Origin of the sequence: Flavobacterium gelidilacus DSM 15343, from assembly GCF_000422685.1 — a bacterium.
In the GTDB taxonomy this organism is placed as follows: Bacteria; Bacteroidota; Bacteroidia; order Flavobacteriales; family Flavobacteriaceae; genus Flavobacterium; species Flavobacterium gelidilacus.
Genome location: NZ_AUGN01000013.1, coordinates 34,103 through 55,688, shown reverse-complemented (window position 1 = coordinate 55,688; position 21,586 = coordinate 34,103). Strand labels below are relative to the sequence as shown.

Here is a 21,586-nt window from a genome sequence, read left to right as displayed (position 1 = left end):
AATAGAAATCTATTTTGAATCAGTTCTTAAGTTTTTTGCAATAACATCACAAGCTTTGTCGAGCATTTGATAAACATTTTCAAAACCATCTTCGCCACCATAATAAGGATCAGGAACTTCTAGGTCTTGATTTGGGTATAATTCGTTTAAAATTAACTTGACTTTTTGTTTGTCTTTTTCCGAAGAAGCTAATTTAATTACATTTTCATAATTGGATTTATCCATTACATAAATAGCATCAAATTCTTCAAAATGTTTTGAAGTAAAGTGTTTGCAACGTTGATTTGTAATATCAATTCCATGGATTTTTGCCACAGCTATGGATCGTTTGTCTGGTAATTCACCAACATGGTAATTTGCAGTTCCAGCACTATCAACAAAAATATTCTTATTAACTTTTGATTGTAAGATTCCTTCTGCCAACGGAGAACGACAAATGTTTCCAAGGCAAACCATTACAACTTTAACCATCATTTTATAATGATAATTTCTTGTTGATATCTTCTACAAATTTCTTGAATTGCTTGTCAGTAGAAACTAAGTTGTCAACTGTTTTACAAGCATGAAGTACAGTAGCATGATCTCTATCTCCAATTTGTGAACCAATATTTGCTAGTGAATTTTTAGTATATTTTTTAGCAAAAAACATAGCTAATTGACGCGCTTGAACCACATGTCTTTTTCTAGTTTTTGACTGTAAAATATCTAAATCCAATTGAAAATATTCTGAAACAACTTTTTGAATATAGTCTATAGAAATTTCACGTTTTACATTCTTAACAAATTTCTCTACAATTTGTTTAGCTAATTCAACGGTTATTTCTCTTTTGTTAAATGAAGATTGTGCAATTAAAGAAATAATTGCTCCTTCTAATTCTCTAACATTCGATTTTATATTTTTGGCAACATATTCAATAATTTCATCAGGCATCTCTACACCATCTCTGTAAAGAATATTCTTCAAGATAGAAACTCTAGTTTCGTAATCTGGTTGGTGTAATTCTGCAGAAAGTCCCCATTTGAAACGTGATAACAAACGTTGTTCGATATCTTGCATGTCAATTGGTGCCTTGTCAGAAGTAAGAATTACTTGCTTTCCATTTTGATGTAAATGATTAAAAATATGGAAGAATACATCTTGAGTTCCTGATTTTCCAGATAAGAATTGAACATCATCAATAATTAAAACGTCAATTAATTGATAGAAGTGAATGAAATCATTTCTAGTGTTTTTCTTAACGGAATCTATATATTGTTGTGTGAAAATTTCAGCCGAAATATATAAAACTGTTTTTTCAGGATATTTATCTTTGATTTCAACACCTATAGCGTGAGCTAAATGCGTTTTACCTAATCCAACACCACCAAAAATTAAAAGAGGATTAAATGATGTTCCTCCAGGCTTGTTAGCTACAGCCATACCAGCACTACGTGCCAATCTGTTTGAATCACCTTCAAGGAAATTGTCAAAACTATAATTTGGATTTAATTGAGATTCAATCTTTAAATTTCTGATACCAGGAATCACGAAAGGATTTCTTAGTTCAGCATTTTTATTTACAATAGGAAAATCAACTTCTTGTGGCTTAACGCTTGAACGTTGGGAGCTAGGTAATTGTTCTGTATAAGGAACATTATTACCATAAGTATTTTCCATTTTGATTTTATATAGTAACTTTGCCGATGGACCAAGCTCTTTTGTAAGAGCTACTTTTAATAATTTAACATAATGTTCTTCTAGCCATTCATAAAAGAATTTACTAGGAACTTGAATATATAGTGCGTTGTCGGTTAGTTCAACTGATTTGATAGGTTCGAACCAAGTTTTAAAAGCTTGATCTTGAATGTTATCTTTTATAAAATCTAAACAGTTTTCCCATACTGATTGCGCAGTTCTAGCCATAAATTCAATTCTATTAGTGATGTTTTTATTAATTTTTCTTTGTTGATTTCAACAAATATGTGTCTCGATTTTCGGGAGAACAAATATGTGAACATTTTTTTAATAAAAAAAATTAAAAGGGGGTTGATTACTAAAAAAAAATGTCGTAAGCTCATTAACAAATGTAATGAAAAAAATTAACATAATTTATATATGAAAGAATATCAATTTACTGTACGAGTAAGGTATGCAGAAACAGATCAAATGGGAGTAGTTTATCATGGTAATTATGCCCAGTATTTTGAGATGGGTCGTGTGGAATGGTTAAGAAACATGGGGGTTTCCTATAAATGGATGGAAGAAAATGGAATTATGCTTCCTGTTGTTTCTTTAACTGTAAATTATAAAAAACCAGCACGTTACGATGACCTTTTAACGATAAAAACGGTCTTTAAAAGTCAAACCTCTGTTAAGATAGAATTTGACTATGAGATTTATAACGACAAACAAGAGTTATTAACAACTGGCTACTCAATGTTAGTTTTTGTAGACATGAAAACTGGTAAACCCACAGTTCCTCCTAGCTATGTAAAAGAAAAAATATCAAATTTATAATGATACCTTTTCTTTAATGATAATTTCATAAATTGAGTTAAAAATGTCGAATATATTTTCGGCATTTTTTTTTCTTGTTGCAATTTCAATTTCACAACTCATTTCCATTGTTTGTGAAACCATTTCGATGTTTTTTTCTTTAATAATTCGCATGACTTTATTCATGTTCTTATAGTCAAAAGAAATGATGAAATGAACATCAATTGTTTTTTCAACAATATCGGCAACTTCAAAAGCCATTTGAGCAGCAGTTTTATAAGCACTAATTAATCCTCCAACACCTAATTTAACACCACCAAAATAACGAATAACTACAACTAATATATTAGTGACATCAAAAGATTGAATTTGGCCATAAATAGGCATTCCTGCGCTATTGTTAGGTTCGCCATCATCGTTGACTCTATATGATATGCTTTCTGTTCCCAATTGATAGGCATAACAAAAATGTCGAGCTGAATTATGTTGCTTTTTCAGTAACTCTAAAGCTTCTTTAACATCATCTTCATTATTTATAGGAAAAGCATAGCCAAAGAATTTACTGTTTTTTTCTTTGAACAATACTTCTTCTGATGGTTTTGATAAGGTTTTGTATGTATCTTTTAATGCTTCGCTCATACTATAAAGTAACTAAAATTACTGCAATAATGGCTAATACAATGCCAAAGTAATTTTGTTTTAAAAGTTTTTCTTTGAATAAAATTATTCCAAAAATCGTTGATAGCAAAATTACACCAATATTAATTAAAGTAAAAACAGTAGCGCTTTCAAGATTTTTATTGTGAAGTGCTTTAATTAGAAAATACATCGAAAAATAATTGGGAACTCCTAAAAATATACCACCAATTATACTCTTTCCTTCAAATTTAAAATCCCCTTTTATAGTTTTAAAGACTGAAATTAGAATTCCAAAAAAGAAAGCTGATAAAAAAGTAGTCGCCGAAAATAAGGCAATTTCATTGTCTTTTAAATGTGTGTGTTGAAGATAATTCATAGTTGTATCAACAACTCCAGCTCCAAAAAAAAGTAAAATGGGAAAAATAAAATTCTTTACTTCAACTTTGCCAGCTTCTTTTTTTGAGGTGAAATAAACGGCAATCAATGCAATTCCAATTCCAATTATTTTTTCTAAAGTGATGGATTCCTTAAAAAAGAAGATACCAAACAAAATAGGAATTATCATAGACATTTTGCTTGAAACTGAAGCTACAGAAACACCATTTTCTTGTGATGTTTTTCCTAAGATGTTAAATACTAAAATAAATAATCCACCTAATATGAAACTTCCAAACAACCATGACTTACTAAGAATTGATTGAAAATCTAATGGTTCTTCAGACAATACTATTCCAACTAAAAAAGCAGCAACATAATTAAATACAATCGCTTGAAAAGTATTAATGTTGAATTTTGAATAAAACTTAAATACAATATAAAGTAAGCTTGAAAATAGAATAGCTAATACTAAATTAATCATTTACAATATATATTAATTCGTCAGTCAAAATTTGGGTTTGCCTTTTTATGGAATGATTAATTGTAGGAGCTTTTACACCTTTTTTAAAAATAGTTTTCCCTTTAAAAACTCGAGCTTCGTCCCATAAATCTTTATCGATGAAACTCTGAATGGTTCTGCTTCCACCTTCAATAATTACCGATTGAATTTGATGTTTTACTAAAACAGCTAAAATGCTTTCAATTAGATTTTCATCAAACAAACATTTTTCATAAATACAATTTTCAGTTGTTTGAAAATCATCTTTTTCTGTTATGAATATTGTTTTTATATTGTTATCTTTTACATTAAATTTTACATTAAATTTTGCATTAAATTTTGCATCAATTTTTCCAGATTTATCCAAAACAATTCGAACAGGATTATTACCTGAAAAATCTCTAGCATTCAAACTTGGATTATCATCTAAAACCGTCTTTGTGCCAACTAAAATAGCCTGTTCTTCGGTTCTCCATTTGTGGACTAATTGCCTTGAGTGTTTATTGGTAATCCAAATAGGTTTTTGTTCATCTTTAGCAATAGGAGCAATAAATCCATCAGCAGTTTCTGCCCATTTCAATATAATGTAAGGTCTTTTTTTATTATGAAAAGTAAAGAATCTTTTGTTTAAATCATGACACTTTTTTTCTAAAATACCAATAGTGACATTTGCACCAGCTTCCATCAATTTTTTTATTCCTTTTCCTGCAACTTTCTCATTGGGATCAATTGTTCCAATAACCACATTTGGTATTTTATGAAAAATTATTAAATCTGAACAAGGAGGTGTTTTCCCAAAATGACTACAAGGCTCTAAACTTACATAAATAGTAGCTCTTGATAGTAATGTTCTATCTTTAACAGAGTTTATGGCATTGACTTCAGCATGAGGTTCACCAGCTTTTTTATGCCAACCTTCTCCAATGATTTTGTCTTCATAAACAATCACACTTCCGACCAAAGGATTTGGATAAGTTGTGCCTAAACCATTTTTGGCTAATTCGATGCAACGATTTATGTATTTTTCATGTATTTTCACAGGACAAAAATAGTACTTTTGTTTTAGAATATATTTTTATGCAGATTAGAAAAATTAAAAAAGAAGATAATGCTCAAATTGCTAAGGTAATTCGAGATGTTTTTATAGAATTAGAAGCTCCAAAAACCGGTACAGCTTATGAAGATCCAATTTTAGATACTTTATACGAAGTATATAATAAAGAGAACACTATTTATTTTGTGATTGAGCATGAAGGTGAAATAATTGGTGGAAGTGGAATTGCTCCTTTAGAAAATGGACCAAAAGAAATATGTGAATTGCAAAAAATGTATTTCGCTTCAAAAGCCAGAGGAATTGGAATGGGAAAAAAAATGATTCTAAAGTGTTTAGATTTTGCTAAAGAAGCTGGTTTTGAAAAATGTTATTTAGAAACCTTAGAAATGATGAAAGATGCCCAAAAGTTATATCAAAAAGTTGGATTTCACTATTTAGAGGAACCTTTAGGTTGTACTGGTCATACAAGTTGTCCCGTTTGGATGATGAAGGAGTTGTAGTATGAAGTTTAAGTATTAAGATTTGAAAATGATTTTAAAAGAATATAAAATAAGTTTTACCAAAGCATTAGAATCAATTTATGACAAAGAAGAAATCGAAAGTTTCTTTTTCATTATTGCTGAATTCCTACATCAAAAAAAACGTATTGATTTGGCTTTAGACCCAAGTTTTTCCATCAATGAAAATGAATTGGAAAAATGGAATTCAATTATTGCTGAATTAAAACAAGAAAAACCCATTCAATATATATTAGGAGAAACTGAGTTTTATGGATTGCGATTTTTAGTAAATGAGAACACCTTAATTCCAAGACAAGAAACCGAAGAATTAGTGGATTTAATCCTAAGTGAAAATTCCAAAATAGAAAATCCAAATCCCAAAATATTAGACATTGGAACAGGTTCAGGTTGTATTGCAATTAGTTTAGCTAAGAATTGGTATAATGCAAAAGTTTATGCTTTAGATGTGTCTGAAAAGGCTTTAGATATCGCAAAACAAAATTCTGAAATAAATAAAGTTGAAATAAATTTCATAAATAAAAGTATTCTTGAAGTTGAAGACTTAGAGCAACTCACAATTCACAACTCACAATTCACAACTAATTTTGACATAATAGTTTCAAACCCACCTTATGTTCGAAATTTAGAAAAAGAGGAAATCAAGAAAAATGTATTGGAATACGAACCTCATTTAGCGTTGTTTGTAGAAGATAACGATGCTCTATTATTCTATAGAAAAATTGCTCAATTAGCACAAAAAAATATTTCTGAAAACGGAAAATTATATTTTGAAATCAATCAGTATTTGGGCAAGGAAACGGTCGAATTACTTAAAAAGTTGAATTTCAAAAACATTCAATTAATCAAAGACGTTTATGGTAATGATAGAATGATTTCTTGCGACAAATAAATTTTATTACTCATATCTCAACGCTTCAACAGGGTCAAGTTTAGAAGCTTTCATGGCAGGATAAACTCCAGAAACAATTGTGACTACAAAAGTTGTAATAAACGCAGCAATCATTGCCATCCAGGGAATTGTAAAAGCAAAACCAATAGCCATTGCGATGCCATAACCTATACCAATTCCTAAAATAATTCCAACAATTCCTCCTAATTGGCCAATTACTAAAGTTTCTGTAAAAAATTGCCAAGCTATTGTATTGCTTCTTGCACCTAATGCTTTTCTAATACCAATTTCTCTTGTTCGTTCACTTACAGAAACTAACATAATATTCATCAAAGCAATTGAAGAACCAAAAACGGTAATAATTCCAATTACCCAAGCCGTAATACTTAAAACTTCCGTGTTAGATAATAAAGTCTGAATCAAATCGTCACTCCTTTCTATTCCAAAATTTTCTTTTTCAACAGGACTCAGTTTTCTAACTTGTCTCATGGTAATCAATGCATTGTCAACAGCTTCATCTAACAAAGCCTCATTGTTAACCATTACATTCAAATCATAATTAATATTTGGGGCAGAAAATAAGGATCGAGCCACTTGATTTGGAATTAAAACACGTAGATCTTGACTATTTCCAAAAGTGGAACCTTTTTCTTTTAAAACACCTATAACTTTAAATTTTGCACCACGAATTGAAATGATTTTATCAATCGGATTAATTCCATCAAACAAACCTTTTTCAAAATCAGAACCTAAAACACAAACATAATTGTTGTTGGCAATATCAAAAGAATTAAAATTTCTTCCTTTAGCAATTTTTAGACCTTTATTTGGAGAAAAATTCTCATCTACACCAACAATATTAATTTCTGGATCTGTTTTTTTATCTCTGTATTTTACTTCAATTCCATTAGCTGCTGTGAAGGATAAAGATGTAGTAGTAAACGGAAAGTTGTATTTGTCTTGAAATTCTCTAGCTTGTGGATAATTTATGATAGGATTAACTCTTACATCTACGTCATTTTGATTGATTTCTGAAGAAAAATCATATTGACTTATGGAAAATGTATTTGCTCCCATTGAGGCGAAATCATTTAATATTGTGTTCTTCAAGGCAGAAACAACCGTCAGGATTCCAACTAAGGCTGTAATTCCAAGTGCAATAATAAAAACCGTTAATGAGGTTCTCAAAGCTTGACTTCGTATTGAGTCTAAAGCAATTTTCGTATTTTCTTTAAATAATCCTACCATGTTGTATTAGACTATGCAAATTTAAAATTGTTACACTTTTTTATAGATAATAGATTTTCAGATAATAGATTTTCAGATTTTGGAAATCAGGTGGCAAAAAAACAACACGTAATTCTTTTATTCCTTCAAAAAATAAGATATTTGCATTTGAAAAAGTATTTGGTTTTTCTTTTATCTGAAAATCCAAAATCTGAATATCCGAAAATCTAACAAAAAATGTCAAAAAAGCCAAGTATTCCAAAAGGAACAAGAGATTTTTCTCCAGCTGAAGTAGCTAAGAGAAACTATATATTTTCTATCATTAAATCGAATTTTGAAAAATTTGGGTTTCAACCAATTGAAACACCTTCTTTTGAAAATTCAGAAACCTTAATGGGAAAATATGGAGAAGAAGGTGATCGACTTATTTTTAAGATTTTGAATTCAGGTGATTTTTTAGCTAAAGCTGAAGACACATTATTAAGTGATAAAAACAGTTTAAAAGTTACTTCTCAAATTTCAGAAAAAGCCCTTCGCTACGATTTAACAGTTCCATTCGCACGATATGTAGTGCAACACCAAAACGAAATTGAATTTCCTTTCAAACGTTATCAAATTCAGCCCGTTTGGAGAGCAGATCGACCACAAAAAGGACGTTTTAGAGAGTTTTTTCAATGTGATGCTGATGTTGTTGGTTCAACGTCTTTATGGCAAGAAGTTGAGTTGGTTCAATTGTATGATTCTGTTTTTAGTCAATTAGGCTTAAAAGGAACAACCATAAAAATAAATAACCGTAAAATTTTATCCGGAATTGCTGAGGTAATTGGTGCTTCGGATAAATTAATTGACTTTACCGTTGCTTTAGATAAATTAGACAAAATTGGAGAAGATGGTGTAAAAAAAGAAATGATTGAAAAAGGAATTTCTGAAGAAGCTATCGAAAAAGTACAACCGTTATTCAATTTTACTGGAACTATAAATGAGAAAATAGAGAAACTTTCAAACTTACTTTCATCTTCTGAAGAAGGGAAAAAAGGAGTAGAGGAGTTGCAATTTATTTGTGAAACGATTCAAGAATTAGGTTTGCAAACCGCATCTTTAGATTTAGACGTGACTTTAGCAAGAGGTTTAAACTATTATACTGGAGCTATTTTTGAAGTCGCTGCACCAAAAGAAGTCGCAATGGGTTCTATCGGTGGTGGTGGAAGGTATGATGACTTAACGGGAATTTTTGGCTTGAAATATATGAGTGGTGTTGGAATTTCATTTGGTTTAGATAGAATTGCCTTAGTAATTGAAGAACTAAGTCTTTTTCCAGAAACGGTTTTGGCTACTTCAAAAGCGATTTTTATTAATTTTGGAGATAAAGAAGCTCTTTATTCAATGAAAGCAATTGCTAAATTAAGAGCCAATAATATTAAAGTTGAATTATATCCTGACAATACTAAAATTGGAAAACAATTTCAACACGCAGACAAAAGAGGTATTCCATTTGCTATTTTAGTGGGCGAAGAAGAAATGAACAACTCGGAATTTACGTTAAAGAATTTAGCAACAGGTGAACAACAAAAAGTTGACTTTGCAACATTAGTTACTTTATTAGCATAAATAAAAGCTGAAATTTGTAATTGGAATTTGGAATTTTTATAATGTGATTTATTATGGATATAGACGAAGAAGCAAAAAAAGTAGTTTGGTCCTTGCAAAACAACAAACGTTCAGAAGATGAACGCAATGTTTTTAAGCCAACAGGAAAAAAACCAATGAATAAAAATGTGATTTATATTTTTACTTCAATAGGAGTTTTGTTATTGTTGAGTTTTTTGTTAACACAATTCAATTCAGAAGAAAAAGAATTTTGTTTTCTACTTGATTCTCTTTGTTATTCTTCTTCGGATGATAAATGGTTTTATGTTTTGTATACGTTTTTAAACCTTCTAATTATCATAATCGGATTTTTTGCAGCTTATATTGTTGGAAAAAAATTAGGAAATAGATTCAAGATTTAAAAAAAAATTAAAGGCTTAAAAACAAAAAAATCCAACTTGCTAGTTGGATTTTTTCATCAAAACAAACAATCAAATATTTAATAAAAAATCTTAAAAATTAATCTTTAATTTTTTTATAAAGTAATATTTAAATAAAGTCCCTTAACTCTCTATTAGTATTACAATTCAAATGTATACTATTATAGTTATTAACAAAAACTTTTTATTACATAATCGTTATAGATACAAATAAAACCGTTTAAAAGTAAATAAAACTTAGTTATTAACAATATAGGAAGTTATCAACAGTTTATTGGTTATGATATTAACTATTAAATATACTTAATTTTGTAAAATTAATCCAAAATAAAATAAATAAAAAAGCTAACAAACTTTAATAAGAATGTTAGCTTTAAGAATGTAGTAAATAGATTTATAACGAACTCATGTCAATCACAAAGCGATATTTCACGTCGCTTTTTAACATTCTTTCATAAGCTTTATTGATATCTTGCATTTTGATTATCTCAATTTCTGAAACAATATTATGTTCTCCACAGAAATCTAACATTTCTTGTGTTTCGGCAATTCCACCAATCAGCGAACCTGCAACAGATTTTCTACCTAGAATCATTGGAACCGAATTTAAAAACGGATCTAATGGTCCAAGATAACCGACAAGCACTAAAGTTCCGCTTATGTTTAAAGTTCCAACATATGGATTGATATCATGAACGTATGGTACGGTATCGATTATTAAATCGAATTCACCTGCTACGGCTGACATTTGATTTTCATCTGTTGAAATAACTACAGTATCAGCTCCTAAATCTTTTGCATCTTGAGTTTTTTCTGGTGTTCTTGAAAATAATGTCACTTCTGCTCCTAATCCTTTTGCTAATTTAATAGCCATGTGACCTAATCCTCCTAGACCAACAACAGCTACTTTACTGCCTTTCTTTACATTCCAATGTCTTAAAGGTGACCAAGTTGTTATTCCGGCACAAAGTAATGGTGCTACAGCAGCTAAATTTAAGTTAGTAGGAACTTTCAAAACAAAATGCTCTTCAACAACAACTTTTTCAGAATACCCACCAAAAGTATGGCCTCCTAAATATTTGTCTTCACCATTATAGGTTCCAACCCAGCCATTTGAACAGTATTGTTCTAAATCCTTTTTACAACTATCACAGGTTTTACAAGATCCTACTAGGCATCCAACACCTGCTAAATCACCTACTTTAAATTTAGTGACTTCATTTCCTATTTTGGTAATTCTACCAACAATTTCATGACCTGGTACAGAAGGATACATGGTTCCACCCCAATCATTTCTTGCTGTATGTAAATCAGAATGACAAACACCGCAATATAAAATTTCGATTTCTATATCATTTGCAGTTACCTCTCTTCGGTTAATATCTAACTCTTTTAAGTCTGCGTCTGCTGCTGCTGTACCAAAGGCTTTTACATTTGTTGTTTTCATAGTTTTTTTTATTTAGTTATTATTTTGTCAGTTGTTTTTAATTCACAGGATATTTATTCCAAGATAAGAATAGTTTTGTAACATTAGTTGACTTTTAACATTGTATTAATCCCAAAAATTAATTTCTAGCTAAATTTCTTGAGTGTGGTTCAGTTTTCAAAATCTTTTCTTGATAGTATTTGATGATTTGTTAAGTCATATAAAGGTATTAAAATGTTAAGTCTTAAAAAATTTTAAATGTTATCTAAATGAAATCAAATTTATGAAGTTAATCTAAGAGGTTTAAAGCTTACTATTATGATTAATAATCTTTAGTTTTTATAGAGTAAATTGTATAAAAACTTAAATAGATTTTGTTTAAAAAGATAAATTTTGCTAATTAAAAAGGATTTGATGTTGGTAAATAGGTGTGTAAAATAGTTTTTGAAGTAGATTTTAGGTTTTTAAACACTGCAGCAAGGTATTTTAAAAAAGTGTAGGAGTTATCTTTTAAATACATTTTGGTGTTAAAATAAATGATAAATCTCAATTATCTAATAACTATTTAGGTTTATATTTGTGCATTTTTAAATAAAAAACCCTAAATACCAAGTATTTAGGGTTTTTTTGTAGCGAAAACGGGAATTGAACCCGTGACCTCAGGGTTATGAATCCTGCGCTCTAACCGACTGAGCTATCTCGCCATTATATGTTTTGCATTTCCTCAATGCGGGTGCAAATATATAATTATTTGTAAGTAATTCAAATGTTTTTTTAAAAATTATTTTTCATTTTTTATTTTTTTATATATCATAATTATTCTATATTCGAAAAAATTTAATTTATAGAGATGGAAGTAAAAGTAAAATATGAAATAGAATTTCCTATAATGTCTTCGCCACAATTGTTGTTTCAATATATATCGACACCTTCAGGTTTGTCAGAGTGGTTTGCAGACAATGTAAATTCAAGAGGGGAATTGTTCACTTTTATTTGGGATGATAGTGAAGAGAAAGCAAAATTGATGTCAAAAAAGACCGATGAAAGGGTGAAATTCAGATGGTTGAATGAAGATAATTCAGAAACTGACTACTTTTTTGAAATTAAATTGATGGTTGATGAGATCACAAAAGATGTTTCTATCGTAATTATCGACTTTGCAGATGAAGATGAGGTAGAAGAATCAAAGTCTTTATGGACAAATCAAATTTCTGACCTGAAACATGTATTAGGTTCTGTATAATTAAAAATATAAAAGTATATTTGTCCCGACTAAAAATCGGGATTTTTTATGATAAATTTTAACGGAACTATACAAGATTCAAGTGTAACTATAATTGAAAAAAACAGAGGTTTTCTTTTTGGAGATGCTGTTTTTGAAACTTTAAAAGTTTTAGATAATAAAGTTTTATTTGCTGAAGATCATTATTTTAGGCTAATGGCTTCTATGCGAATTTGTAGAATGGAAATTCCGATGAATTTTACATTAGAATATTTTGAAGAGCAAGTTTTAAATTTAACTGACTCTTTAAATTGTAGTAATTCTGCTAGAGTACGAATGACGATTTTTAGAGATTCTGACGGTTTTTATTTGCCAAAAACTAATAATGTTGGTTTTGTAGTTGTTGCTCATCAACTTAATTCAAAAAAATATAGTTTTTCTAAGGATTTTTATGAAGTAGAATTATACAAAGATTTCTATGTTTCAAAGCACTTGCTTTCGACATTAAAAACGACCAATAAGATGATTAATGTTACTGGAAGTATTTTTGCCAAAGAAAATGATTATCAGAATTGCATTTTGTTAAATGATGATAAAAATGTGGTTGAAGCTTTAAATGGAAATATTTTCATGAAAATGGGGAATTCAATAATAACTCCACCTATTTCTGACGGTTGTTTAAATGGAATAATGCGAAAACAACTCATAGCATTAATTAATAAAATGGAAGGGTTTGAATGTGTTGAGAAATCCATTTCTCCTTTTGATTTACAAAAATCAGATGAATTGTTTATTACAAATGTAATTTCTGGAATTCAACCTATAACGAAATACAGAAAAAAAGAATTTGAAATCGATTTTTCACTTCAATTAAACGAAAAATTAAATGAATTAATTTAAAATAGGATTTTCGGGTGCGTTTGAAAACAAGATATAATCTCCACCTTGAGCTTCAATTTTTTCTTTCCAAAATTCGCTTGTTGGTTTTGCAAGTAGATTTTGTTTTTCTTTGTTTTCAATAAGTAACCAACTGTTTTCTTGTAATTCGTTTTCTAATTGTTCTTTTGTCCAGCCACTGTAACCTAGAAAGAAACGAATCTCAGTTTTAAGAATTTTATTTTCATTTAATAAGGTTTTTAATGATTCAAAATCACCGCCCCAATAAATGCCATTAGAAATTTCTATACTATTTTTAATTTTTTCTGGAATAGTATGAATAAAATATAAATTATCTTGTTCAACAGGGCCACCATTATAAATAGTCAAGCTCGAATTTATTTCCGGAATTAAATCACCAATCGTAAACTCAAGTGGTTTGTTTAAAATAAAACCTACAGTTCCATCCTTTGTATATTCTGCTAATAAAACGACAGACCTATTAAAAGAATTTTCCCCTAAAAGTGCTGGCTCAGATAGGAGTAATTGACCTCTTTTTATTTTCACTTCATTCATAAGTAATGATTTTAAAATAAAGTTAAGAAAATTCTTTTTTAAAATTCAAAAAAAAGTGATTTTTTTGTAAAAAAAAACCTCTCACAAGGAGAGGTTTCAATATCTTATCTAAAATTATTTAGTGTTTACAGCTCCTTCTAAGTCTGAACCAGCTTTAAATTTCACTACATTTTTAGCAGCAATTTTGATTGTTTTTCCTGTTTGAGGATTTCTACCATCTCTTGCAGCTCTGTTAGAAACTGACCAAGATCCAAAACCTACTAATGAAACTCTTCCACCTTTTTTCAAAGTACCTTCAACATTTCCTAAAAATGACTCTAATGCTAATTTAGCTGCTGCTTTTGTGATACCAGCACTTGCTGCCATTGCATCGATTAATTCTGATTTGTTCATAATAATGATTTAATTATTTGGTTAAACTTTAATTTACTAATACAAATTTAGCAGTATCTATGAATTTTGCAAGTATTTGCTGTCTTTTTCGTCAAAAATGTTAATAAAATCGTTTAAATGTTAATAAAGGTGTGCTTATTACCTATGTTTATTGAGGTTCCACGTTTATTTTGCTATGCTAGTGTCAGAAAAAACTAGTCCATTTAAAAGTTGTTGGGTTTCCATTTTTCTTTTTCCGGGCATTTGAAGGGACTTTATGTCTAAATAGCCGTCAATCGTAAATATGTGTAATTCCTTTTTAGAAGCAACAATTTTTCCTAATGAATTTTTATGTGCAACTTCAATGAATTCAACTTCATATAATTTTACATTCCATTCATTTTCTCCATCTACAAAAAATGTCCAAGCTGCAGGATATGGATTTAATCCTCTAATTTGATTATAAATTTCCTTTCCAGGTTTTGTCCAATCAATTTTACAATTGTCTTTGTTGAGTTTATAGGCTGTTTTTAATTCTTTAGATTCAGGTTGAATAGTTGTGGTTGCTTTTTCGTTTTCAATTAACAGAAGCGTTTCTAAAACAGCTTCAGAACCTAATTGCATTAATCTGTTGTGAAGTTCGCCAACTGTTTCTGTTTCACTAATTGGAGTTTCCTTCTTTAATATGATTGCACCAGTGTCAATTTTATCATCAATAAAAAATGTTGTTACACCCGTTTTTGTTTCACCATTAATGATTGCCCAATTAATAGGCGCGGCACCACGATATTGTGGCAATAATGAAGCATGTAGATTAAATGTTCCTAATTCGGGCATTTTCCAAACAACTTCTGGTAACATTCTAAAAGCAACAATTACTTGTAAATTGGCTTCTAAACTTTTTAGTTCAGCTAAAAATTCTTCATTTTTTAAATTAGTTGGTTGCAATAAACGTAAGTTATTGGCTAAAGCATATTCTTTAACAGCGCTAGTGCTTACTTTTTGTCCACGACCAGCTGGCTTATCTGCAACAGTGATTACTCCAACAACTTCATAGTCATTTTTATAAATGGTATCAAGAATTCCGACTGCAAAGTCTGGAGTTCCCATAAATACGATTTTTAATTTCTTCATTATATAAGGTAATATTTGTTTTGTGAATTAATTGCAATCTTATTTTTTTCTAATAATTGCTTTAATGCAAAGATAGTTTCTTCGCTTGTTATAGAAAGTTTATTTTCTATTTCTCTTGAAGAAGTTGGATTTGACTGCAATAAATCTATAATTTGAATTGATAAATCTAAATCTGATTTTTTGTTTTTTGAAAGACAAGTAGAGCAAATTCCGCAATCTGCATTAGTTTCTTGATTGAAGTAGGTAAGGAGTAGTTTGTTCTTACAAATTGAAGTATCTTCAATAAATTCGATCATTTTTTTGAATTTTTCTTCTTTTTGTTGGTTTTGACTTTCTAAAAATTTACTGACTCTATTAATGGTGAGTTCATCTTCACGTGCTTCGTTAAAAGTAATGTTGCTGTCATTGTTGTGAATTTTTAAAGTAACAGCATTACTTTGATGTAATTTATGGATAGCATCAAGGACCTTTTTTTCAGTGGAGTTTGATTTTTTAGCAATTAAAATTGGATTAATCGAAGTTTCCATTTCAAAAATTCCGGTATATGTTCTTAAAATAGTTGAAATTATTTCTTCGTCATTAGTATTTAAACTCATGTATCTAATGACTTCTCTACTTTGAATAATGAATTGTAAATCAATTTTTTCTGAAAATAAATTCTGTAAAGTCAAAATCCCTTGTCTATCCAAAAACTGAATGCTATTGTACGTTTTTATTATTGGAAATTGATAATGCGCACAAAAATGATTTAGGTTGAAAGAAAAATTCTCATTATATCCTTCACCATAAGCTATTTGAAAATAATTATTGAGTTTGATATAAACGGTTTTCAAAAATACTTTGTCAGGTAAAACAGAAATAAATTGTGATTTAGCTGATTTTATATCGCTTGCATTTGTCAACAAAACACCAAAAGCTTTTTCTCCATTTCGACCTGCACGACCAACTTCTTGATAATAATTTTCTAAATTTTGAGGCAAATGAATGTGAATAACCGTTTTTACATCAGGTTTGTCAATTCCCATTCCAAAGGCATTTGTTGCTACTATTATTTGGACTTTGTTTTCCATCCAAAGCAAACGATTTTTCTCCTTTTCTTTATAGGATAAACCTCCGTGATAAAAAGTGGCAGAAAATCCCAAATGATTCATCTGACTAGAAATTTCTAAACAAGCCTTTCGGTTGCTAACATATATAATAGAAGATTCTGTATTTTTACTAACTATTTGTTTGATTTTAGTTAGCTTATCTTCTGTTTTTATAACATGATATGCTAAATTTTTTCGTTCAAAAGATTTTGTAAAAATTTTGGGACTTTCTAAAGCTAAATTTTCAATAATATCTGTTTGAACTTTTGCTGTTGCAGAAGCTGTTAAAGCTAAAAAAGGTGTCTTTGGAAAAACTTCTTTTAACTTTGAAATTTTTAAATAAGCTGGACGAAAATCGTGTCCCCATTGACTAACACAATGCGCTTCATCAATTGCAATTAAGGATATTTTTAATTGTTTTAACCGATCAACAATCCAGTCATGTTGAAGCCTTTCTGGAGAAAGATATAAGAATTTATAGTTTCCGAATTGGCAATTATCTAAAATATCAATAATGTCATTTTGAGATGTTCCTCCGACTAAAGCAATGGCTTTTATGTCTTTTTTTTGAAGATTTTCAACCTGATCTTTCATCAAGGCAATTAACGGAGAAATTACTAGACAAATTCCGTCTAAAAGCATTCCGGGTATTTGATAACAAGCCGATTTTCCACCACCAGTTGGTAATAAGGCAAAAGCATCATTTCCGTCTAAAATAGCATTGATAATTTGCTCTTGCGGATCTCTAAAGCTATCGTGTTTCCAGTATTTTTGAAGAATTTGTAGGGCTTCAGACATTTAGGATTTGTTATAAAAAAGCATAAAAATACTGCTTTTATTTAAAGATTTAAATTTTGAAGTAAAAATTGCAACCTATTTTCTACAGTGTCTTTCGGGACTTCAATTAGTTCGTAGCCATAATTTCGGTAAGTTTCCACTAGATGTTCCTGAATTAATAAAGCTTGTTCATAGCTTTCATAACGTTCATCATCACTTACATAAATTTCTTTCCAAGTAGGTAAAATAAATATTTTTGAATAAATATGTTCTTTACATGCTTCATCAAAAAAAGCAGGATAACTATCACCAATATAATGCATATAAGCTAAAACATCAGGAATTCCTCTGTCTAAAAACACAACATTTGCTTCTTCTTTATTCGCTAAATGGAATTGTTTTTTTCTGCCTTCTAACAACAACTCACTAAAAAGTAAAGGTTGTTCTAAAAATAATTGTTCAATACCTTTTTCTTGAGCTTCTTTTATAACTTCTCTAGAAACTTCGGGATAACAAACGTGTCCATTTTCTTTTAATTTTTCAATTAATGTAGTTTTTCCTGAACTTGGTCCTCCAATTAAAACGACTATTTCTTTATTCATTTGGTGATTTTCTTGTGGCAAAAATAAGTTTTTTTTAAAAATCTTCACTGCTTTTAAAATTATAAGTTACTTGCTTTTAAGTCTGAACATAAAAAAGTATATTTGCTATTCAAAAGAATTATAGAAATGGACAAGAAAACTGAGGAATTTTACGTGCGATTGAAGGAAGAACTAGCTAACTCAACTGTTTGGCCTTCAGAATATTTATTTAAATTTATAATTCCTTCGGATAATCACAAAATTGCGATTATTGAAAATTCTTTTGATAATATGGGGGCAGTAATCAATACGAATGCATCCAAAAACGGAAAATACACCAGTATTTCTGTAAATGTAACAATGAAAAGTGCTCAAGCTGTAGTGGATAAATACCAAGAATTTTCAACTATTGAAGGCATAATTTCTTTATAAAAATACCTATGAAATACGATACACAAGATGCTGTTTTTAATCTTGAATATAATGCAGAACGTTCGCATTTAATTATTCCTGAATATGGAAGACATTTGCAAAAATTAATTGATTTAGCTACTGCAATTGAAGATAAAGATGAACGAAATAAAGCTGCAAAATACATAATTGACGTAATGGGAACTTTAAATCCTCATTTGCGCGATGTGCCTGATTTTCAACATAAACTTTGGGATCAACTATTTATTATGTCTGATTTTAAATTAGAAGTTGATTCTCCTTATCCAATTCCTTCAAGAGAAGAATTGAATCAAAAACCAGAACGTTTAGCTTATCCTCAAAATTATCCTAAATACCGTTTTTACGGAAATAACATCAAGTATATGATTGATGTAGCTAATAAATGGGAAGATGGTGAATTGAAAAACGCATTAATAATTGTGATTGCTAATCACATGAAAAAAAGTTTTTTAAGTTGGAATAAAGATACAGTTGAAGATGTAGTAGTTTTTCAACATTTATTTGAACTTTCTGACGGAAAAATTGATTTACTTAAATCTGAAGAGGAACTTTCTACTTCATATGATTTAATTAAAGTAAATAAAAAACAATCTAATAAGACTCAATTTGGTTCAAATGGTAAAACATCAGCTACAAATAAGAGTAAAATCGTAAAAAAGAATTCTAGCAATAAATTAAAAAATAGAAAAGCATAATTTTATGGGAACATTTCAAATTGAAGGTGGAGTAAAATTAAAAGGAGAAATTACTCCTCAAGGAGCAAAGAACGAAGCTTTACAAGTTTTGTGCCCAGCATTATTGACGTCAGAAAAAGTTAGAGTTACAAATGTTCCTGATATTATTGATGTAAATAAATTGATTACTCTCTTGGGTAACTTAGGAGTTAAAATTCAAAAAAATGGACCTGGAGATTATACATTCCAAGCTGATGAAGTTAATGTAGATTACCTAAAAACAGAAGCTTTTAAAAAAGAAGGTGGAAGTTTAAGAGGTTCAATTATGATTGTTGGTCCATTATTAGCTCGTTTTGGATGTGGATATATCCCAAAACCAGGTGGCGATAAAATTGGAAGAAGAAGATTAGATACTCACTTTGAAGGTTTCATTAAACTTGGCGCAAAATTTAGATATGAAAGAGAAGACCATTTTTATGGTGTTGAGAATGAAGGAAGATTAAAAGGAGCTTACATGTTATTAGATGAAGCTTCTGTAACTGGAACAGCAAATATAGTAATGGCTGCTGTTTTAGCTGAAGGAACAACTACAATTTACAATGCTGCTTGTGAACCTTATTTACAACAGTTGTGTAAAATGTTAAACTCGATGGGTGCAAACATTAAAGGTGTTGGTTCTAATTTATTAGTAATTGAGGGAGTTGAAACTCTTGGTGGTTGTGAGCATAGAATTTTACCTGACATGGTTGAAATTGGTTCTTGGATTGGTCTAGCGGCTATGACAAGAAGTGAAATTACAATCAAAAATGTTAGTTGGGATAATTTAGGTCAAATTCCGAATGTATTTAGAAAATTAGGAATTACTCTTGAAAGAAGAGGAGATGATATTTATATTCCAGAACATAAAGATGGTTATCAAATAAAGACTGATATTGATGGTTCTATTCTTACGGTTTCAGATGCACCTTGGCCAGGATTTACTCCAGATTTATTGAGTATTGTTTTAGTTGTTGCGACACAAGCAAAAGGAGAAGTTTTAATTCATCAAAAAATGTTTGAAAGTAGATTATTTTTCGTGGATAAATTAATCGATATGGGTTCTAAAATTATTCTTTGTGATCCACACAGAGCTGTAGTTATGGGTCACAATTTCCAATCACAATTAAAAGCTACAACAATGTCATCTCCAGATATTAGAGCTGGAATTTCTTTATTAATTGCAGCACTTTCTGCAAAAGGAACTTCAACTATTCAAAACATTGAGCAAATTGATAGAGGTTACGAAAATATAGATGGTCGTTTAAGAGCTATTGGAGCAAAGATTGTAAGAGTGAGCTAGGGAAGTGTTCAGTGTTCAGTTTTTAGTGTTCAGTTTTTGTTTGTGACTTAAAGTTGTTTAATGAAAAAATTAGTTTTATTATTTTTTTTGGGTTTGATTCTGAACTCTTGTAAGGCATCTTATCCAAAATATTCTATGGATGCTGTTTCTTTAGCTGAAAAACAAAGAGTTTATAATTTTGGTGAAAAAATTGCAAAAACTTGTATTGCTCGTGAGTTTGTTCAGTTAAGTAAGCAAGAAGTAACGCAAAGTTTATCAGAATTAACACTGGAAGAAATGCAAAGATCTTGTGATGTTCTAGATAAAAGAAATGGTAAGTTTATTGATATGAAGCTTATTGAAATTATTGATGATACTTTTTTACGTAAAAATTTAATATATCGATATAAAGCAAATTTTGAAAGAAACGATTATTTAAATGAAATAAGAATTTGGGTAAAGACTGATGGAAAATTTGCAGGAATTATATATCGAAAATGGAACGATAACTTTATACCTTAAATGGATAAAATAAAATCCCAATTCATTTTTTGAATTGGGATTTATCTTTGATACTAATGGAAACATACATAATAATTTTACTTTGCATCGCCTCATTTGTAGCTGGATTTATTGATGCAATTGTTGGTGGTGGAGGTTTAATACAAACACCAGCTGCATTAATTTTAATGCCAACTCAAAGTGTAGCTACAATTATTGGAACATTAAAAATTCCAGGATTTAGTGGAACTAGTATAGCTACATATCAATACTTAAAAAAAGCAACCGTTAATTGGAAGTTGTTCGGATTAATGGCAATTGTTTCTTTTGTTTTTGCCTATATAGGTTCGAGTTTATTAAATGTGATGCAAAACGATTTTATGAAGCCTTTGTTGTTTGTGATTTTGGTTTTGTTACTTCTTTATACTTATTTTAAAAAAGATTTTGGGCAATTTCAGGTAGATAAATTATCACAAAAACAAATCTACATTTATGCAATTGTAATTTGTATTTTTCTTGGTTTTTATGATGGATTTATTGGACCAGGAACTGGAAGTTTATTAATTATGGCTTTTATCGCTATATTAGGTTTTGATTTTTTACAAGCTAATATCTATGCAAAATTGGTCAACTTGGCTACAAATATTGGTTCTATAACTTTGTTTGTCATGAAGGGAAAAATACTTTGGTCAGTTGCAATTCCTATGGCTATCTGTAATGCAACTGGTTCTTGGATTGGCGCAAGATTAGCAATATCAAAAGGAAATGGTTTTATTCGTGTTTTCTTTTTAGTTGTAGTTGGAATTGCTCTAATTCGTTTTGGATATGATGTTTTCATAAAATAAATAACTCCAAATCATATTTTACTACAATTTGGA

The 21,586-nt window shown here is 29.5% G+C and carries 24 protein-coding genes and 1 tRNA gene; 12 read left to right on the top strand and 13 right to left on the bottom strand.

The features are described from left to right. Nucleotides 1-9 precede the first annotated feature (9 nt). Both G507_RS0107795 and dnaA read right to left on the bottom strand, forming a co-directional pair. Nucleotides 10-471, bottom strand: a complete 462-nt coding sequence (locus G507_RS0107795) for a low molecular weight protein-tyrosine-phosphatase (protein WP_026716979.1) — start codon at nucleotides 469-471, stop codon at nucleotides 10-12. Between the two features lie 4 nt (nucleotides 472-475). Continuing rightward, the gene (gene dnaA, locus G507_RS0107790; RefSeq protein ID WP_026716978.1) at nucleotides 476-1,903 is read right to left on the bottom strand and encodes a chromosomal replication initiator protein DnaA; all 1,428 of its coding nucleotides are present in this window, start codon (nucleotides 1,901-1,903) and stop codon (nucleotides 476-478) included. Nucleotides 1,904-2,095: 192 nt separating this feature from the next. On the opposite strand from dnaA, the gene G507_RS0107785 reads away from it, so the two are divergent. After that, on the top strand, nucleotides 2,096-2,497 hold the full coding sequence (locus tag G507_RS0107785) for an acyl-CoA thioesterase (RefSeq protein ID WP_026716977.1): 402 nt from the start codon (nucleotides 2,096-2,098) through the stop codon (nucleotides 2,495-2,497). Here the strand turns inward: G507_RS0107785 and G507_RS0107780 are convergent. The 3 genes from G507_RS0107780 to ribD are packed head-to-tail and all read right to left on the bottom strand — an operon-like array spanning nucleotide 2,492 to nucleotide 5,031. Beyond that, entirely contained in the window at nucleotides 2,492-3,115 is a 624-nt protein-coding gene (locus tag G507_RS0107780) for an IMPACT family protein (RefSeq protein ID WP_026716976.1), read from the bottom strand. The genes G507_RS0107785 and G507_RS0107780 overlap by 6 nt on opposite strands. 1 nt (nucleotide 3,116) lies before the next feature. Then, nucleotides 3,117-3,974 (bottom strand): DMT family transporter, encoded by an 858-nt coding sequence (locus tag G507_RS0107775; RefSeq protein WP_026716975.1) that lies wholly within the window; start codon nucleotides 3,972-3,974, stop codon nucleotides 3,117-3,119. Further along, on the bottom strand, nucleotides 3,967-5,031 hold the full coding sequence (gene ribD / locus G507_RS0107770) for a bifunctional diaminohydroxyphosphoribosylaminopyrimidine deaminase/5-amino-6-(5-phosphoribosylamino)uracil reductase RibD (RefSeq protein WP_035665825.1): 1,065 nt from the start codon (nucleotides 5,029-5,031) through the stop codon (nucleotides 3,967-3,969). The genes G507_RS0107775 and ribD overlap by 8 nt, the downstream gene beginning before the upstream one ends. Nucleotides 5,032-5,069: 38 nt before the next feature. On the opposite strand from ribD, the gene G507_RS0107765 reads away from it, so the two are divergent. Both G507_RS0107765 and prmC read left to right on the top strand, forming a co-directional pair. Further along, nucleotides 5,070-5,546: a GNAT family N-acetyltransferase gene (locus tag G507_RS0107765; protein ID WP_026716973.1), complete on the top strand. Its 477-nt coding sequence runs from the start codon at nucleotides 5,070-5,072 to the stop codon at nucleotides 5,544-5,546. 28 nt (nucleotides 5,547-5,574) lie between these two features. After that, nucleotides 5,575-6,456, top strand: coding sequence for a peptide chain release factor N(5)-glutamine methyltransferase (prmC, locus tag G507_RS0107760; RefSeq protein ID WP_026716972.1), 882 nt, complete (start codon nucleotides 5,575-5,577; stop codon nucleotides 6,454-6,456). A 6-nt stretch (nucleotides 6,457-6,462) separates the two neighbouring features. Here prmC and G507_RS0107755 read toward each other — a convergent pair whose 3' ends face one another. After that, on the bottom strand, nucleotides 6,463-7,704 hold the full coding sequence (locus G507_RS0107755; RefSeq protein ID WP_026716971.1) for an ABC transporter permease: 1,242 nt from the start codon (nucleotides 7,702-7,704) through the stop codon (nucleotides 6,463-6,465). A gap of 216 nt (nucleotides 7,705-7,920) precedes the next feature. On the opposite strand from G507_RS0107755, the gene hisS reads away from it, so the two are divergent. Next, a complete protein-coding gene (hisS, locus tag G507_RS0107745) occupies nucleotides 7,921-9,291 on the top strand; it encodes a histidine--tRNA ligase (RefSeq protein WP_026716969.1) in 1,371 nt (456 codons plus the stop codon). Nucleotides 9,292-9,344: 53 nt separating this feature from the next. Continuing rightward, complete coding sequence (locus tag G507_RS0107740) at nucleotides 9,345-9,692, top strand: hypothetical protein (protein ID WP_026716968.1); 348 nt, start codon at nucleotides 9,345-9,347, stop codon at nucleotides 9,690-9,692. Between the two features lie 412 nt (nucleotides 9,693-10,104). Here the strand turns inward: G507_RS0107740 and G507_RS0107735 are convergent, their stop codons facing one another. Both G507_RS0107735 and G507_RS0107730 read right to left on the bottom strand, forming a co-directional pair. After that, nucleotides 10,105-11,157 (bottom strand): NAD(P)-dependent alcohol dehydrogenase, encoded by a 1,053-nt coding sequence (locus tag G507_RS0107735; RefSeq protein ID WP_026716967.1) that lies wholly within the window; start codon nucleotides 11,155-11,157, stop codon nucleotides 10,105-10,107. Between the two features lie 609 nt (nucleotides 11,158-11,766). Next, nucleotides 11,767-11,840 (bottom strand) — tRNA-Met (locus tag G507_RS0107730). 146 nt (nucleotides 11,841-11,986) lie between these two features. Between G507_RS0107730 and G507_RS0107725 the strand changes: the two genes are divergently transcribed. Together G507_RS0107725 and G507_RS0107720 are read left to right on the top strand one after the other, a co-directional pair. Then, nucleotides 11,987-12,379: an START-like domain-containing protein gene (locus G507_RS0107725; RefSeq protein WP_026716966.1), complete on the top strand. Its 393-nt coding sequence runs from the start codon at nucleotides 11,987-11,989 to the stop codon at nucleotides 12,377-12,379. A gap of 48 nt (nucleotides 12,380-12,427) precedes the next feature. Further along, a complete protein-coding gene (locus G507_RS0107720; RefSeq protein ID WP_026716965.1) occupies nucleotides 12,428-13,258 on the top strand; it encodes an aminotransferase class IV in 831 nt (276 codons plus the stop codon). Here the strand turns inward: G507_RS0107720 and G507_RS0107715 are convergent. The 5 genes from G507_RS0107715 to G507_RS0107695 all read right to left on the bottom strand — a co-directional run bounded on the left by G507_RS0107715 (nucleotide 13,250) and on the right by G507_RS0107695 (nucleotide 17,783). Next, a complete protein-coding gene (locus G507_RS0107715) occupies nucleotides 13,250-13,810 on the bottom strand; it encodes a YqgE/AlgH family protein (protein WP_026716964.1) in 561 nt (186 codons plus the stop codon). The genes G507_RS0107720 and G507_RS0107715 overlap by 9 nt on opposite strands. Before the next feature lie 114 nt (nucleotides 13,811-13,924). Continuing rightward, entirely contained in the window at nucleotides 13,925-14,203 is a 279-nt protein-coding gene (locus G507_RS0107710) for an HU family DNA-binding protein (RefSeq protein WP_026716963.1), read from the bottom strand. Nucleotides 14,204-14,368: 165 nt separating this feature from the next. Then, nucleotides 14,369-15,316: a methionyl-tRNA formyltransferase gene (fmt, locus tag G507_RS0107705; RefSeq protein ID WP_026716962.1), complete on the bottom strand. Its 948-nt coding sequence runs from the start codon at nucleotides 15,314-15,316 to the stop codon at nucleotides 14,369-14,371. Then, the gene (locus G507_RS0107700; RefSeq protein ID WP_026716961.1) at nucleotides 15,316-17,202 is read right to left on the bottom strand and encodes a RecQ family ATP-dependent DNA helicase; all 1,887 of its coding nucleotides are present in this window, start codon (nucleotides 17,200-17,202) and stop codon (nucleotides 15,316-15,318) included. Before G507_RS0107700 ends, fmt begins: the two co-directional genes overlap by 1 nt. A gap of 41 nt (nucleotides 17,203-17,243) precedes the next feature. Then, the gene (locus G507_RS0107695; RefSeq protein WP_026716960.1) at nucleotides 17,244-17,783 is read right to left on the bottom strand and encodes an AAA family ATPase; all 540 of its coding nucleotides are present in this window, start codon (nucleotides 17,781-17,783) and stop codon (nucleotides 17,244-17,246) included. A gap of 126 nt (nucleotides 17,784-17,909) precedes the next feature. Between G507_RS0107695 and G507_RS0107690 the strand changes: the two genes are divergently transcribed. From G507_RS0107690 to G507_RS0107670, 5 genes are read left to right on the top strand one after another with little or no spacing between them, the layout of a single operon-like run. After that, nucleotides 17,910-18,194, top strand: a complete 285-nt coding sequence (locus G507_RS0107690) for a DUF493 family protein (RefSeq protein WP_026716959.1) — start codon at nucleotides 17,910-17,912, stop codon at nucleotides 18,192-18,194. An 8-nt stretch (nucleotides 18,195-18,202) separates the two neighbouring features. Beyond that, complete coding sequence (locus G507_RS0107685) at nucleotides 18,203-18,910, top strand: DUF4290 domain-containing protein (protein WP_035665822.1); 708 nt, start codon at nucleotides 18,203-18,205, stop codon at nucleotides 18,908-18,910. A gap of 4 nt (nucleotides 18,911-18,914) precedes the next feature. Beyond that, nucleotides 18,915-20,228 (top strand): UDP-N-acetylglucosamine 1-carboxyvinyltransferase, encoded by a 1,314-nt coding sequence (gene murA / locus G507_RS0107680; RefSeq protein ID WP_026716957.1) that lies wholly within the window; start codon nucleotides 18,915-18,917, stop codon nucleotides 20,226-20,228. A 60-nt stretch (nucleotides 20,229-20,288) separates the two neighbouring features. Next, nucleotides 20,289-20,729 carry a hypothetical protein gene (locus tag G507_RS0107675; RefSeq protein WP_026716956.1) on the top strand — a complete coding sequence of 147 codons (441 nt, stop codon included), beginning with the start codon at nucleotides 20,289-20,291 and terminating at the stop codon, nucleotides 20,727-20,729. Nucleotides 20,730-20,785: 56 nt separating this feature from the next. Beyond that, nucleotides 20,786-21,553 carry a sulfite exporter TauE/SafE family protein gene (locus tag G507_RS0107670; RefSeq protein ID WP_026716955.1) on the top strand — a complete coding sequence of 256 codons (768 nt, stop codon included), beginning with the start codon at nucleotides 20,786-20,788 and terminating at the stop codon, nucleotides 21,551-21,553. Nucleotides 21,554-21,586 lie beyond the last annotated feature (33 nt).